The 14345-nt window shown below is 67.6% G+C and carries 18 protein-coding genes and 1 tRNA gene; 6 read left to right on the plus strand and 13 right to left on the minus strand.

Going from position 1 to position 14345, the window contains the following annotated elements; all coding sequences use genetic code 11:
• Positions 1-2: 2 nt before the first annotated feature.
• On the minus strand, positions 3-929 hold the full coding sequence (locus AC1DVT_RS11325) for a carbohydrate ABC transporter permease (RefSeq protein WP_477388982.1): 927 nt from the start codon (positions 927-929) through the stop codon (positions 3-5).
• Positions 930-1224: 295 nt separating this feature from the next.
• The gene (locus AC1DVT_RS11330) at positions 1225-1860 is read right to left on the minus strand and encodes a 4a-hydroxytetrahydrobiopterin dehydratase (RefSeq protein ID WP_477388984.1); all 636 of its coding nucleotides are present in this window, start codon (positions 1858-1860) and stop codon (positions 1225-1227) included.
• A gap of 91 nt (positions 1861-1951) precedes the next feature.
• On the opposite strand from AC1DVT_RS11330, the gene AC1DVT_RS11335 reads away from it, so the two are divergent.
• The 4 genes from AC1DVT_RS11335 (at position 1952) to AC1DVT_RS11350 (ending at position 6281) form a co-directional block, all read left to right on the plus strand.
• The gene (locus tag AC1DVT_RS11335; protein WP_477388986.1) at positions 1952-2653 is read left to right on the plus strand and encodes a YqaJ viral recombinase family protein; all 702 of its coding nucleotides are present in this window, start codon (positions 1952-1954) and stop codon (positions 2651-2653) included.
• A 195-nt stretch (positions 2654-2848) separates the two neighbouring features.
• Positions 2849-4582, plus strand: a complete 1734-nt coding sequence (locus AC1DVT_RS11340; RefSeq protein WP_477388988.1) for an MDR family MFS transporter — start codon at positions 2849-2851, stop codon at positions 4580-4582.
• An 11-nt stretch (positions 4583-4593) separates the two neighbouring features.
• Complete coding sequence (locus AC1DVT_RS11345; RefSeq protein WP_457099122.1) at positions 4594-5052, plus strand: MarR family winged helix-turn-helix transcriptional regulator; 459 nt, start codon at positions 4594-4596, stop codon at positions 5050-5052.
• A 197-nt stretch (positions 5053-5249) separates the two neighbouring features.
• The gene (locus AC1DVT_RS11350; protein ID WP_477388990.1) at positions 5250-6281 is read left to right on the plus strand and encodes an NADP-dependent oxidoreductase; all 1032 of its coding nucleotides are present in this window, start codon (positions 5250-5252) and stop codon (positions 6279-6281) included.
• 8 nt (positions 6282-6289) lie between these two features.
• Here AC1DVT_RS11350 and AC1DVT_RS11355 read toward each other — a convergent pair whose 3' ends face one another.
• Complete coding sequence (locus tag AC1DVT_RS11355; protein ID WP_477388992.1) at positions 6290-7195, minus strand: LysR family transcriptional regulator ArgP; 906 nt, start codon at positions 7193-7195, stop codon at positions 6290-6292.
• Between the two features lie 72 nt (positions 7196-7267).
• On the opposite strand from AC1DVT_RS11355, the gene AC1DVT_RS11360 reads away from it, so the two are divergent.
• On the plus strand, positions 7268-7924 hold the full coding sequence (locus AC1DVT_RS11360; RefSeq protein WP_477388994.1) for a LysE/ArgO family amino acid transporter: 657 nt from the start codon (positions 7268-7270) through the stop codon (positions 7922-7924).
• A gap of 5 nt (positions 7925-7929) precedes the next feature.
• Here the strand turns inward: AC1DVT_RS11360 and AC1DVT_RS11365 are convergent, their stop codons facing one another.
• A complete protein-coding gene (locus AC1DVT_RS11365) occupies positions 7930-8274 on the minus strand; it encodes an iron chaperone (protein ID WP_457099118.1) in 345 nt (114 codons plus the stop codon).
• A gap of 71 nt (positions 8275-8345) precedes the next feature.
• Here AC1DVT_RS11365 and AC1DVT_RS11370 point away from each other — a divergent pair, with 71 nt between their 5' ends.
• The gene (locus AC1DVT_RS11370; RefSeq protein WP_477388996.1) at positions 8346-8621 is read left to right on the plus strand and encodes an acylphosphatase; all 276 of its coding nucleotides are present in this window, start codon (positions 8346-8348) and stop codon (positions 8619-8621) included.
• A 5-nt stretch (positions 8622-8626) separates the two neighbouring features.
• Here the strand turns inward: AC1DVT_RS11370 and AC1DVT_RS11375 are convergent, their stop codons facing one another.
• The 9 genes from AC1DVT_RS11375 to AC1DVT_RS11415 form a co-directional block, all read right to left on the minus strand.
• A complete protein-coding gene (locus tag AC1DVT_RS11375; RefSeq protein WP_457099116.1) occupies positions 8627-9430 on the minus strand; it encodes an amino acid ABC transporter ATP-binding protein in 804 nt (267 codons plus the stop codon).
• On the minus strand, positions 9417-10139 hold the full coding sequence (locus AC1DVT_RS11380) for an amino acid ABC transporter permease (protein WP_457099115.1): 723 nt from the start codon (positions 10137-10139) through the stop codon (positions 9417-9419). The genes AC1DVT_RS11375 and AC1DVT_RS11380 overlap by 14 nt, the downstream gene beginning before the upstream one ends.
• A 22-nt stretch (positions 10140-10161) precedes the next feature.
• A complete protein-coding gene (locus AC1DVT_RS11385) occupies positions 10162-10971 on the minus strand; it encodes an amino acid ABC transporter substrate-binding protein (protein WP_477388999.1) in 810 nt (269 codons plus the stop codon).
• Between the two features lie 192 nt (positions 10972-11163).
• The gene (gene rplA / locus AC1DVT_RS11390; protein WP_477389001.1) at positions 11164-11853 is read right to left on the minus strand and encodes a 50S ribosomal protein L1; all 690 of its coding nucleotides are present in this window, start codon (positions 11851-11853) and stop codon (positions 11164-11166) included.
• A gap of 14 nt (positions 11854-11867) precedes the next feature.
• Positions 11868-12299 (minus strand): 50S ribosomal protein L11, encoded by a 432-nt coding sequence (rplK, locus tag AC1DVT_RS11395; protein ID WP_457099112.1) that lies wholly within the window; start codon positions 12297-12299, stop codon positions 11868-11870.
• Positions 12300-12429: 130 nt separating this feature from the next.
• Positions 12430-13506 carry a transcription termination/antitermination protein NusG gene (gene nusG / locus AC1DVT_RS11400; protein ID WP_477389003.1) on the minus strand — a complete coding sequence of 359 codons (1077 nt, stop codon included), beginning with the start codon at positions 13504-13506 and terminating at the stop codon, positions 12430-12432.
• Between the two features lie 60 nt (positions 13507-13566).
• A complete protein-coding gene (secE, locus tag AC1DVT_RS11405; RefSeq protein ID WP_457099110.1) occupies positions 13567-13836 on the minus strand; it encodes a preprotein translocase subunit SecE in 270 nt (89 codons plus the stop codon).
• Positions 13837-13881: 45 nt separating this feature from the next.
• Positions 13882-13954, minus strand: a tRNA-Trp gene (locus AC1DVT_RS11410).
• A 157-nt stretch (positions 13955-14111) separates the two neighbouring features.
• Positions 14112-14345 (minus strand): pyridoxamine 5'-phosphate oxidase family protein (locus tag AC1DVT_RS11415; protein WP_477389005.1); only part of this gene is annotated, 234 nt, incomplete at its 5' end.

Below are 14345 nucleotides of genomic sequence, written 5' to 3' on the forward strand. Positions count from 1 at the left end.
CGTCAATCTTGGTCATCGTAGAAAACCCAATACCTCGAGGTCCAGAACATCAGGACGGTCAGGATGCCGATGATCACGAGCAGCAGCCAGGCCATCGCGGAGGCGTAGCCCATGTTGTAGTTCGTGAAGCCCTGCTGATACAGGTACAGCGTGTAGAAGAGCGTGGAGTCGACGGGACCGCCGGTTCCTCCCGAGACGATGTACGCCTGGGTGAAGGACTGGAAGGTCCCGATCAGCTGAAGCACGGCGTTGAAGAAGATGATCGGGGTGAGCAGCGGGATCGTGATCCGGAAGAGCTGCTGGCGCCGGCTGGCGCCGTCGACGGCGGCCGCCTCGTAGTACATCGTCGGGATCTGCCGGAGGCCCGCCAGGAAGATCACCATCGGCGAGCCGAAGGTCCACACGTTCAGGATCATCAGCGTCCCGAGCGCGGTGTCGGGGTTGGAGATCCAGCCCTGCCCCTGGATGCCGAACACGTGGAGCACTTGGTTGACGAGCCCGTCGATGCCGAAGATCTGGCGCCAGAGGATCGCGATCGCGACGCTCGCTCCGAGGAGCGAAGGCAGGTAGAACGCCGATCGATAGAACGCCAGCCCCCGCAGCCCTCGGTCGAGGATGACCGCGAGGAACAGCGCGACGGCGAGCTGCACCGGCAGGGAGACGAACACGTAGGTGAAGGTCACCTGCAGCGCGGAGTGGAGACGGTCGTCCTCCCACATCCGGATGTAGTTCTGCAGGCCGATCCATTTCGGCGGGCTCAGCAGGTTGTAGCGGGTGAAGGAGAGTCCGAACGAAGCGACCATCGGGCCGATCGTGATGAGTACGAGTCCCACGAACCAGGGAGCGAGGAACAGGTACGCCGCCTTGTTCTGCTTCTTGCCCGTCTCCTTGGCGGTCTTGAGCTTTCCGAGCTCGCTGACCGCACTCATGCGGCTGCTCCGTGCCCGCGGTGCGGGGACTGGGTTCTCGTGCGGTGCGTCGTCGTCACCGTGGACCCTCCGTCATCATTGTCGTCGAGAATGCGCATTCTGGAATGYGCTTTCTTTTCTAACAGGATGGATGTCTAACCGCAACACCTTGYCGGAAAATCAATAGAGATCCGTGACCAAACCGTGAGAAAGGGCATTCACGAGACCGTCATGCTAGAGCGCGGATAGGTGGTGCAGCGCCTAATTTCGCGCGCGCTTCAGCGCCTCCCCGAGCCTGCGGGGCCCGGCGTCGAGCTCACGCCCGCGAGGGGGTGATGTCCACCTTGTGGCCGTCGGCATCCGCAAGGGTCCACCACTTCGGAGCATGGCTGTCATCAGCCATCACCCCTCCGGCCGCGAGCGCCGCCGCCACGCGCTCCTCACCGGTTCCGGCCGCCACGACGATGTCGATGTGCATCCGGCCGCGGAGCGGCTTGTCGACCGGCTGCATCCAGATGAGAGGCCCCCGGCCGACGGGGTCCACGAGTTCGCGGTCGCTGATCGCGCGGTAACCGGTCACCGCCTGCCAGAAGGGAAAGACCTGACTCGCATCCGGCGTCGCGACGGCGATCATGAGCCGCTGCGGCCGAGTCGGGTCGACCTCGATGCCGAGCTCGTTCGCGGCCTGCGAGATCTGCCGCGCGAGCGCGACATCCTTCATCGTCAGGCCACCGGCGGAGTGGGTGAACAGGGTGACCCGCGCCGCCGAAAACCGCACTTCGACGTCGGGATGGTGGTTCGCGGCCTCAGCAAGCTCGGCGATGGCGGTGAACAGCCGAGCGCCGGTCGCGAAGTCGCCGGTGGCGAAGGTGGCGGATGCCCCGTCCACCCCGGCGCGCCAGTCCTCGACGCCCGGCTCGGAACGGAACTCCCTCGACGTGATCGTGTCCATGCCTTCGACCCTGGCCACCTCCTCCCGTCGACGCAAGGGCTGTAGGCGTGGCACCCCGCGCACGTCCCGGGCCCGGCGTAGGGTCGAGAGCGTGACCGCCGTACTCGCCGAATCCGCCGAATTCGCGGCGCGGGCACCCGGGCTCGCCGCGAGGGTCGTCGCCGACTCTCGAGATCGCGTGGCGTGGGTGCGTGCGCGCTCGCGCGGGATCACGGCGACGGATGTCGCGGCTCTCACCTCCGACCGCGTCATCGGCCGCGCCGCCGATGCGAAGCTCCAGGGCTCCGGCTTCTCGGGCAACGCCTACACGGCGCACGGGCGCGTGCGCGAGCCCGAGATCGCCCGGTGGGTCGCGGCGACCCACGGCATCCTTCCCTCGTCGGCCCTCTTCCACGCCGTCGTCGAGAAGCGGCACCTCGCCACTCCCGACGGCATCGCGGTCGATCACGACGGTCGCGTCACCCTCGCCGAGATCAAGACGACCAACAAGTCGTGGCGCAGCATCCCGCGTTCGTATCTGCGGCAGGTGTGGTGGCAGCAGCACGTGCTCGGCGCCGAGCGCACGCTGATCGCGTGGGAGCAGCACGACGAGTTCGTCCCGGTCGGCGACGAGCCGCTCTGCCAGTGGGTCGACCGCGACGATGCCGAGATCGCGAAACTCGTCCGGCTCGCCACCGCCCTCATCGACGAGCTGCACCGCCGCCACCTGCAGGGCCGCACCGATTCGCCGGAGCGGATGCCGAAGCCCGAGGTTCCGCGGCAGCCCTTCCGTGCCCTCGCCCTGGCCGACTGACCGCTCAGCTCGGTCATTCCTGCGACCAGACGGGGCCATGGCGACAGCGCGGCGACCCGCCGCAGCTCCGCGTCGAAGCGCTTAGTTGACACGAATCAACGATCGGCATATAGTTGACCTTCATCAACTGTTGACCTATGTCAATCATTCGCGCCATCGTCGTCGCATCCGTCTCCCGATCACGAAGGATTCGCTTTGTCCACTGCAACCGCAGCCGTGCCCGTCCAGGCACCCACCGAGACCACGAGGTCGCACCGCGAGGTCCTCCTGGCCCTCTCCGGCCTCCTCCTCGGCATGTTCGTCTCGATGCTCGCATCGACCGTCGTCTCCACCTCTCTCCCCGTCATCATCCACGACCTCGGCGGCGACCAGACCGCCTTCACCTGGGTCATCACCGCGACTCTGCTGACCACGGCGATCTCCACCCCCGTGTGGGGCAAGCTCGCCGACCGGTTCAACCGCAAACTGCTCATCCAGATCGCGATCGCCATCTTCGTGCTCGCGACCGCCGCTGCCGGCTTCTCGCAGGACACCACCACGCTCATCGCGTTCCGTGCGGTGCAGGGCATCGGCGCCGGCGGTCTCGCCGCGCTCAGCCAGGTCATCATGGCCGACATCATCAGCCCGCGCGAGCGTGGCCGGTACATGGGCCTCTTCGGCGGCGTCATGGCCCTCGCGACCATCGGCGGCCCGCTGCTCGGCGGCGTGATCACCGACACCATCGGATGGCGCTGGAACTTCTTCGTCGCGCTCCCCTTCGCGATCGCCGCGCTCATCATCCTGCAGCGCACGCTGCACCTGCCCAAGCACCCCAGGCAGAAGGCTCGCATCGACTACCTCGGCATCGTGCTGCTGGCCACCTCCGTCTCGCTGCTGCTCATCTGGGTCAGCATCGCCGGCGACTCGTTCGACTGGTGGAGCACCGAGACGGTCCTCATGGTCGGCGGCGCCATCCTGGCCGCGCTCCTCTTCGTGATCGTCGAGCTGCGCGCACAGGACCCGCTGGTTCCGATGTCGCTGTTCCGCAACCGCACCTTCACGCTCGCCGTGATCGCGTCGATCGCCACGGGCATCGCGATGTTCGGCGCATCCGTCTTCCTCGGTCAGTACATGCAGCTCGCCCGTGGCGCCACGCCCACCCAGGCCGGCCTCATGACGATCCCGATGATCGCGGGTCTGCTGCTGTCGTCGATCGGTGTGGGCGCGCTCATCACGCGTTTCGGTCGCTGGAAGCCGTACCTCATCATCGGCTCGGTCTTCCTGATCGCGGGCTCGTACCTGCTGTCGACCATTCACTACGACACCAACTTCGTGCTCGTCTCGGCCTACATGTTCATCCTCGGCGCGGGCGTCGGCATGACCATGCAGAACCTCGTGCTGATCGTGCAGAACACCTCGAAGCCGACCGAGATCGGCGTCGCGAGCTCGGGCGTCACGTTCTTCCGCAGCCTCGGCGGCACCATCGGCGTCTCGGTCATGGGCGCTGCGCTCGCCACGAAGGTCACCGAACTCCTCGGCGACGCCAAGGACGACATCATGGCCGCGATCATCAGCCTGGGCGCCAAGGGCGCCGAGGTCGCCGAGACCATGCAGTCGGGCGCCATCCCGAAGGTGTCGGACATGCCCGAAGTGCTGCGCGTGATCTTCGAGGACATCTACGCACAGGCCATCTCGCACTCGTTCCTGATCGCTGTGCCGTTCGCGGTCGTCAGCCTCATCGCGGTCATCTTCCTGCCGAACATCCCCCTCAACCGGATGACGACGAAGGAGCGCATCGAGGCGACCGAGGCCGACCTGGCGACGGTCTCCGTCGCCGAGGGAATGCAGACCCTCGCCCACGTCGAGGCCGACGCACCGGCCGAGGCCGACAGCGACGCCGAGACGGCGGAGCGTACGGATGCCTCGGCCGAGGCACCCACCGGCCGATAATGTCATCCACGATGACTGATTCGCATGACCTCGAGGCCCGCACCGCTGCGGTGCGGGCCCTCGAGGGCGAGTTCAGTGAGCTGCTCAACCAGTTCCGCCAGATCGTGGCGGAGAACGCACACCGTCTCAGCCCCGGCCTGCTGCCGGGCGCATACAAGGTCTTCACGACCATCGCGCGTCGGGAGCGGGTGACGGTCTCCGCCCTCGCCGAATCGCTGCTGATGGACAAAGGCCAGCTCAGCCGGACCGTGCGCGAGCTCGAGCACCTCGGACTGGTGCAGCGGACCGCCGATCCCGCGGACGGCCGCTCGAGCCTGCTTTCCCCCACCGCCGAGGGGCTCGAGCGCCTCGCCGATGCGCGGCGACCCTACGAGAGCTCGCTCGTGACCAGGCTCGCGGACTGGCCGATCGACGAGATCGAGCACTTCACGCGACTGCTCGGCGCACTGAGTTCGGGCACCACGCCCTGACCTCGGGTCTGCGGCATCCTCCGCCTGCGCGCACTCTTCCCCCTCGGATCTCACATCCGCTCTCGGCATCCGCATGGCCAGGATTAGCCGCCCGGTAGCACCCGCGTAACACCGTCGAGACATTGGCGGAGTTGACTGGGTCGCATCCAAGGCAACCAGTGCTGCCAACGCCGACACGCACGGGGAAGGAGCGACCGATGCGATTCCGGCCGCTGCGACCGACATCCGCTCCGCACGGGGAGCTCGCTCCCGTGCCCGACCCGCCAGAGCTGATGCGTGCGGTCGTCATCGATGCCACCGGCACTGCCGACGTGCTGCACGAGGTCAAGATCCCGGTGCCCCGGCCTGTGCTCAGCGAGCTGCTCGTGCGCGTGGTGGCGGCAGGGGTGAACCCGATCGACGCGAAGACCAGAGCCGGTGCCGGCGTCTCCGCGTCAATCGAGCACTACCCCGCGACGCTCGGCTACGACTTCAGCGGCATCGTCGTGCATGCGCCTTACGAGGCGCACCCCTTCCCACCCGGCACCCCGGTATTCGGGATGCTCCCCTTCCCTCGCTCGGGCGGAAGCTACGCCGAGTACGCGGTCGCACCGACGCTCTCGGTCGCGCGCAAGCCGTCGTCGCTGTCGCATGTCGAAGCCGCCGGGGTTCCGCTCGCGGCGCTGACCGCGTGGGGCCTGGTCGTGGAGACCGCGCACGCGCATGAAGGGCAGCGGATGCTGATCCACGCCGGCGGTGGCGGCGTGGGGCACTTCGCCGTGCAGTTCGCTTCCTATTTCGGCGCGCACGTGACGGTCACCGGCTCGGCGCGCAATGCGGCGTGGCTGCGTGAACTCGGCGCGTCCGTCGTCATCGACCACACGACCACGCGCTTCGAGGAGGTCGTGGCGGCGGTCGACGTCGTCATCGACCTCGTCGGCAACGCGGATGCCGAGACCGGCCGTCGCTCGCTGGGCGTGCTGCGACCCGGCGGACTGTACATCCTCGTACCCACCGGCTCGTTTCCGGGGTTCGTCGACGAAGCGGCCGCTGCCGGCGCGCGCGCCACCGGCTACAAGGTCGTTCCGGACGGCAGCGCACTGGCCACGGTGGCCCGGCTCCTCGACTCCGGGGCCGTGCAGGTCTACATCGATCGGGTGTTCGACCTCGCCGATGCGGGGGCCGCGCACACGGCGGTCGAGGAGGGGCACACCCGCGGCAAGATCGTGCTGCGCGTCAGCGACGACTGATCGAGCGGCTACGCCGACCCGGGTGCGAGCACTCGTCGCCCCTCGTCGATGATCTCCGCCGCGATCGCCTCGAGCAGGGCCGAGCGCAGGTTCCACTGCTGCCAGTACAGCGGTACATCGATCGGCGGGCCGCCCAGCCCCACGAGCGCACCCGTATTGAGCGCTTCGGCCGACTGAAACCCCGGCAGCAGACCCCAGCCGAGACCGAGCTTGATCGCCGTGGCGAAATCGCCTGATGCCGGCACGTAGTGCCGCGGCGGCGCGGCCGGATCGACCTCGCGGGCCCGCAGCCATTGGGTCTGGAGGTCGTCGCGGCGGTCGAAGTCCACGAGCGGCGCGGCACCGAGCGCCTCGGGCGATGGACCATCCGGCATCCATCGCTCGATGAAAGCCGGCGTCGCAACCGCTTCGTACCGCATGGCTCCGAGCGGACTCACCCGGCATCCGGCGACCGGGGTCGCTCGCGAGGTCACCGCGCCCATCACTGTGCCCGCCTCGAGGAGGCCGGCGGTGAAGTCCTGGTCATCGCGGTGCAGTTCGAAGACGACCGGATGCCGCTGCCCGAGGCGGACGAGCGGCGGCAGGAACCAGGTGGACAGCGAGTCGGCGTTGACGGCCAGGGGCACCGACATGGTGCCGCCGTCGGTGTCGCCGGCGTCCGAGCCGAGCTCAGCGACGATGTCATGCTCGAGCAGCGCGACCTGACGGGCGAGCCGGACGACCGCTGCCCCGGCTTCGGTCGGCCGTACCGGCTTGGAGCGGACCAGCACCACCCGGCCGAGCTGCTCCTCGAGCGCCTTGACGCGCTGACTCACCGCAGAGGGGGTGAGGTGCAGTCGGCGGGCCGCGGCATCCAGGGTTCCCTCGTCGACGACGGCGGCGACGGTCTCGGCCAGCTCGATCGGAATGCGCATGATTCAGCCATGCTAATGCAACTGTAGAATCATGAGCTGGAGTAACTCTACGGAAGGCCGTAGCGTCGTGTCGTGCTCTCCCCCGTTCTTGCCGGCATCGGTCTCGGCTTCTCACTCATCGTCGCGATCGGCGCACAGAATCTCTTCGTGCTTCGCCAGGGACTCCGCCGCGAGCACGTGTTCGTCGTGGCTGCGATCTGTGCGATCTCGGATGCGGCCCTGATCGCTCTCGGCGTCTCAGGCGTGGGCTTGGTGCTGCACGCCGTGCCGTGGCTGATCGACGTCGTCCGGTGGGCCGGCGCCGGGTTCCTCGTCGTCTACGGCGTCCTGGCCGCGCGGCGGGCATGGCGTCCCACCGGGCAGGCGCTCGCGATCACCGCGGCGGAATCGGACGCGGAAGCGGAGGGCACCGTCACCGCGGCCGCGACCACCACAAGGACCCGCCTGCTGCCCGTCGTGGCGACCTGTCTCGCGCTGACCTGGCTGAACCCCCACGTCTATCTCGACACCGTGTTCCTGCTCGGCACCGTCGCGAACAGCCACGGCGACGACCGCTGGCTCTTCGCCGCGGGCGCGATGCTCGCCAGCGTGGTGTGGTTCTTCGGCCTCGCATACGGAGCCCGCTTCCTGGGGCGCTGGCTCTCCACCCCGCGCGCCTGGCGCATCCTGGACGCGGTCATCGCCGTCGTCATGATCGGGCTCGGCATCAGCCTGGTGCTCCCCCGCTGACTCCGTCAGCCGTCGATCTGGGCGCGACGCGCGGCGATGAGCGCCCGCACCGCGGCATCCGGCAGCGGCCGCTCGGGCTGGAAGCGGATCGTTCCCTTCGCCAGGTCGTAGCCTGCGAGGTCGTCCGCCACGAGTTCGATCGCCCCCGGGCTGAACGGATAGACCCCGATGTGCCCCTTGGCGCGCATGACGGAGATCAGCGGCTTGCCTTTGTAGACGAGCGCGGGCATGCCGTAGCCGCGGCCCTGCTCCGCCTCGGGGACGACTTCTGCAGCGAGGGCATAGACGTTCCCGATCGCCTCACGATCGCCGGGCTCGAGTTCAGCCAGATATTCGTCGACGGTTCCCATGGCGGCATCCTGCCACCCAGCCCAGACACTCCGACAGTGCCCACCGGCGTCGCGTGCGGCACGATGGGTTCATGAAGCGGGTGCGCGTCGTGGTGTCGGGCGAGGTCCAGGGTGTGGGCTACCGGTACACGATGCGCATGATCGCGCGCGACGTCGGCGTCACCGGCTGGGTGCGCAACCGGCGCGACGGAAGCGTCGAAGCGGAGATCGAGGGCTCCGACGCGCAGGTCGACGAGGTGCTGGCGTGGATGGCCGAGGGGCCGCCGGGCTCTCAGGTTCAGAGTGCTCGGGTGACGGATGCCGAGCCCCAGGGCGATCGCCGGTTCGAGGTGCTCGACACCGCCTGAACCGCTCAGTCCAGCGGCCGCAGGATCCGATTGAGGAATCGGCGCGTCCGCTCCTCCTTGGGAGCCGTGAACAGGTCGGCGGGGCGGCCGCGCTCGGCGACGACCCCCTGATCGAGGAACAGCACTTCGTCGGCGGCCTCTCGTGCGAACCCGATCTCGTGCGTGACGACGACCATCGTCCAGCCCTCGTCCGCGAGCTCTTTGACGACCTTGAGCACATCGCCCACGAGCTCGGGGTCCAGGGCGCTCGTCGGCTCATCGAAGAGCAGCAGGTCGGGCTTGAGCGCGAGCGCCCTCACGATGCCGACGCGCTGCTGCTGACCACCGGAGAGCTGAAAAGGGTAGACGTCGCGCTTCTCCGAGAGCCCCACGCGGGCGAGGAGCGCCTCGGCGTTCGCGACAGCCTCGTCCTTGGCCACCTTCTGCACCCGCACCGGGCCTTCGATGACGTTCTGCAGGACGGTCTTGTGCGGGAAGAGGTTGTGGTGCTGGAAGACCATCGCCGACCGGTCGCGCAGCGCGAAGCGGTCGGAAGGCCGCAGCGGCGTCGAGAAGTCGATCACCGGACCCCCGTCGGCGGTCAGGATGCCGGCATCCGGCGTCTCCAGTCCGTTCAGGGCGCGCAGCACGGTCGTCTTGCCGGAGCCGCTGGGTCCGATGAGCACGACGACCTCGCCGCGACGCAGCTCGAAGTCGACTCCCCTGAGCACCTCGTGGTCGCCGAAGCTCTTGCGCAGACCCTCGACCCGCAGGAGCGGGGTGTCGTCCGACGGGATCGGCGGCGCGAGCGGATCGTCAGTGGGCGACATAGCGGTCCAGCCTCTTCTCGATGCGGCCCTGCCCCGACGAGAGGACGAGGCAGAACAGCCAGTAGATGAGCCCGGCCTCCATGTAGATCAGGAGGAACTCGAGGCTGAAGGCCGCGATCTCCTGCGCTTTGCGGAACAGCTCGGTGACCAGGATCAGCGACGCGAGCGAGGTGTCCTTCACCAGCGAGATGAACGTGTTCGACAGCGGCGGCACCGACACCCGCGCGGCCTGCGGCAGGATGATCCGCGCGAGAGCGGTGCGCCGCGGCATCCCTATCGTGTAGGCGGCCTCCCACTGCCCCTGCGGGACCGAGAGCACGGCGGCGCGGATGATCTCGGCCGCATAGCCGCCCACATTGAGCGAGAACGCCAGGATCGCGCAGGGCCATGGATTCCACACGATGCCCAGCGAGGGCAGCCCGTAGAAGATCACGAACAGCTGCACCAGCAGCGGCGTGCCCCGGATCACCGAGACGTAGAACCGGGCGATGTTGCCGAGCACCGGGTTGCCCGAGATCCGCATGAGGGCGATCCCCAACGCGATCAGCATGCCGATCGCGAAGGAGATCACCGCCAGCGGAATCGTGCCCGTCAGACCGGCCAGAGTGATCGGCCAGAACGAGTCCAGGAACAGCTGCCAGAGGTCCCCCGACGAGTCAGCCACGGCGGTCGGCGAGATCGAGTCGAGGAACGGCTGCCAGGAGGTCATCGGCAACAAGTATGCCGTGCGGTCACTGCGAAACGTCGACGCCGAAGTACTTCTCGCTGATCTTCGCGAGCGTGCCGTCCGCCCGCAGGTCGGCCAGCGCCCCGTCGACGGCAGCCTGAAGGGCGGTCTTGTCCTTGGTGAACGCGAACGCGTTGAGGGCAGGGTCGTCGGTCTCGGCGGCGATCTTCAGACCGGTCGGACCGTTCGTGGTCTCGTAGTCGAGGTAGGTGAGGTTGTCGTTGATGGTCGCGTCGACGCGGCCCTGCTCGACGAGCGCGACAGCCTGCGCCCATCCTTCGACGGCTTCGACCGTCGCGCCGCTGTCCTGCGCGAGCGTGTACCAGTTGCTCGTGAGCGACTGAGCCGTCGTCTTGCCGTCCAGGTCGTCGAAGCTCGAGATCGAGTCGTCGTCCTCCTTCACGACGATGACGCCCGGCGAGACCGTGTACGGCTCACTGAAGAGGTACTTCTCCTCRCGCTCCGGGTTGATCGAGACCTGGTTCGCGATGACATCGAAGCGGCCCGCGTCGAGCCCCGCGAAGATCGCGTCCCACTGCGTCTCTTCGAACACGATCTCGAGGCCGAGCTTGTCGGCGACCGCTTCGGCGATCTCGACGTCGTAGCCGACGAGGTCGCCCGAGCCGTCCTCGTGGTAGGTGAACGGGCGGTAGGTGCCCTCGGTGGCCACGGTCAAGGTGCCGGGCGTCACGAGTCCGTACTCGTCCGCGGTGGCGCTGGACTCGGGCTCAGCGGTGCCGCCGGCGCAGCCGACCAGCAGCGCGGCGGCTGCCGCGGTGGCGACGGTGAAGATGAGGGCGCGATGACGCGTCATGAGAGGACTCCTCGGTGCTGTGGGCCTGCTGTGACCCGTGGGGCGGAACGGTCCACCGTAACCCGCGACCGCCGCCCAGGGCGAAGTTCGGTTACGTTCTGAGACGGCGCCGGTGGACAACGAACCCGATCACGCCGCGAAGACGCAGAAGAGGCCCCACCCGAAGGTGGAGCCTCTTCACGCGATTGCAGGTCAGAGCGCGTTGACGTCCAGCGGGATGCCGGGGCCGAACGTGGTCGACACCGCAGCCTTCTGGATGTAACGGCCCTTCGAGCTCGACGGCTTCAGACGCACGATCTCCTCGAGCGCAGCGTTGAAGTTCGCCTCAAGCTGCTCGGCCGAGAACGAGACCTTGCCGACGACGAAGTGCACGTTGGCGTGCTTGTCGACGCGGAACTCGATCTTGCCGCCCTTGATCTCCTCGACGGCCTTGGCCGCGTTGGGGGTCACGGTGCCGGTCTTCGGGTTCGGCATGAGGCCGCGGGGGCCCAKCACCTTGCCGAGACGACCGACCTGGCCCATGAGCTCGGGCGTCGAGACTGCCGCGTCGAACGCGGTCCAGCCTGCGGCGACCTTCTCGATGAGCTCGGCGCCGCCGACCTCGTCCGCACCGGCGGCGATGGCAGCCTCAGCTGCCGGGCCGGTGGCGAACACGATGACGCGGGCGGTCTTGCCGGTGCCGTGCGGGAGGATGACGGTGCCGCGCACCATCTGGTCCGCCTTGCGCGGGTCGACAGCGAGCTTGAGCGCGACCTCGACGGTCGAGTCGAACTTCGCCGAACCGGTCTGCTTCGCGAGCGCGACGGCCTCGGTGGACGTGTAGAACTTGTCAGCCTCGATCTTCGCGGCTGCGGCCTGGTAGGCCTTGGACTTGGTAGCCATTTTCGTTATTCCCCTCAGTCCTCAACCGTGATGCCCATGGAGCGGGCGGTGCCGGCGATGATCTTCGAGGCGGCCTCGATGTCGTTCGCGTTCAGGTCGGGCTGCTTGGTCTCGGCGATCTCGCGCACCTGTGCCTTGGTGAGCTTGGCCACCTTGGTCGTGTGCGGGGTCGGCGAGCCCTTGGCGACGCCTGCGGCCTTCTTGATCAGCTCAGCCGCCGGGGGCGTCTTGAGAATGAACGTGAAGCTGCGGTCCTCGTAGACGGTGATCTCGACGGGGATGACGTTGCCACGCTGCGCCTCGGTGGCGGCGTTGTAGGCCTTGCAGAACTCCATGATGTTGACGCCGTGCTGACCGAGCGCGGGCCCGATCGGCGGTGCCGGGTTGGCGGCGCCAGCCTTGATCTGGAGTTTGATCAGGCCGGTCACCTTCTTCTTAGGTGCCATGTTCCTTTTCCTCTCATTCGACCGGCACTTCGACGGGCTCAGTGACCTGTCGAGTGTCCGTTCTCCCGCGCGCCCGGCCATTCCGGACCGCGGTTCCCCCGAGAACGAGCCTCGGGAAGTCTTGTGGTGGCTAGAGCTTCGTGACCTGGTCGAACGACAGTTCGACCGGGGTCTCGCGCTCGAAGAGCGAGACGAGGACCGTGAGCTTGCCGCTCTCGGGCTTGATCTCGCTGATCGTGCCGGGAAGACCCGCGAACGAGCCCTCCTTGATCGTGATGGTCTCGCCGACCTCGAAGTCGACCTCGGCCGGGAGCACCCGCGAAACGGCAGTGCCGCCGCGCTTGGCGGTGCCCGACTTGGCGGTCACGACCTCCTTGATCTCGACGAGGCTCTTCAGCATGTTGAAGGCCTCTTCGAAACGCAGCGGAGTCGGGTTGTGGGCGTTGCCCACGAAGCCCGTGACGCCGGGGGTGTGCCGGACGACCGACCAGGTGTCTTCGGTGAGTTCCATGCGCACCAGCACGTAGCCGGGGATGCGCACGCGCGTGACCATCTTGCGCTGGCCGTTCTTGATCTCGACGACGTCCTCCATGGGGACCTCGACCTGGTAGATCTCCTCCTCGACCTCGAGCGTCGACTTGCGCTGCTCGATGTTGGCCTTCACCTTGCGCTCGAAGCCCGCGTAGGAGTGGATGACGAACCACTTGCCTGGCAGGGTGCGCAGCTCGGCACGGAAGGCCTCGTACGGGTCCTCTTCGGACTCCTCGGCGCCGTCCTGGACGTCGGCGGCGGCATCCGATTCCTCGCCGAGGAAGTCCTCATCGAGGACGGATGCGTCGGGCTCGCCGTTCACGTCGGGGCCGTCGTAGCGCGACACGGTGTCGGCAGCGGCGGCTTCACGCGCGGCCTGCTCCTCAGCCAGTGAGTCGTTGAGGACCTCCGCGGCGGCTTCCGCCTCCGCAGCTTCGTCGATGTTCAGCGCGTCGTTCACGATCGCGTCAGCCTCCGGGTCGTCGATGTCGATGTCGTCAAGGTCAGCGAGGTCGTCGCCGGCCCCGTCGTCGACCACGTGCAGGGCCGCGTGCTCAGCAGGCTCGACAGAGCGCTCCTCCTCGGCCAGGACGTTGCCCTCTTGGGCCTCGTCATCTTCCGAGGACTGCTCGGCGGCCGTCGCCCAATCGGCGTCGTCGACATATCTTTCAGACACTTCGTTCTCTTCCGTTTCGTGGGCGCCTGGACGTGCGCCCGCGCTGTGGCTCAGTGGGTACTACGCCCCCGCCGGCACACCGAAGACGACAGTGGTCAGCCAGACGAACAACAGGTCGAGGCCGTAGACGATCGCCATCATCACAACGACGAATCCCAGTACGACACCGGTGAACTTCACCAGCTCCTGGCGTGTCGGCGTGATGACCTTGCGAAGCTCGGCGAACACCTGACGGATGAACAGCGCGATGCGAGAGAAAACGTTCGGCTTCTTCTCGCGGGGTGCGGCGCTCTTCGCGACGACCTCGCCCTTCGGCTCGTCCTGAACCATCGAACCCACCTGATTACCTTCCGTGTGTCAGCTTCCGCTGACGCGCAGGGCGGACAGGAATCGAACCTGCAACCTGCGGTTTTGGAGACCGCTGCTCTGCCAATTGAGCTACCGCCCTAAGGCCTTTTGGCCCAAGGTCGCCCGCAGTCCTGCGCCGTGTCCTGACAGTGAGGGGTGTTGCCCGTATCCCCGGGCACGGCGAAAGAATGCAGACTTCAACTGCACTCTCAAGTGTACGGCATGGCTCTCCGAGCCGCGAACCGAGCCCGGTCCAGCTAGTAGTCGGCGATGCCGTAGCGATCGGGTTCGGGCGCACGATGGAAGCTGCGGCCCGAGACGCCGGACGGACGGATCCGCACGTAGTTGTACTTGAGCGTGGGCAGCCAGGGCCGCAGTGGGAGCTCGTCCGCCGCGGCGACGTCTTCGCTCGTCTCCAGTCGCTGCGCGCTCCCCCGCACGACGACGCTCCAGGCATCGGTGTCCGTGTGATCGTCGACCTCGAACAGCAC

It is taken from the genome of Microbacterium sp. P2_F9 (genome assembly GCF_056403635.1).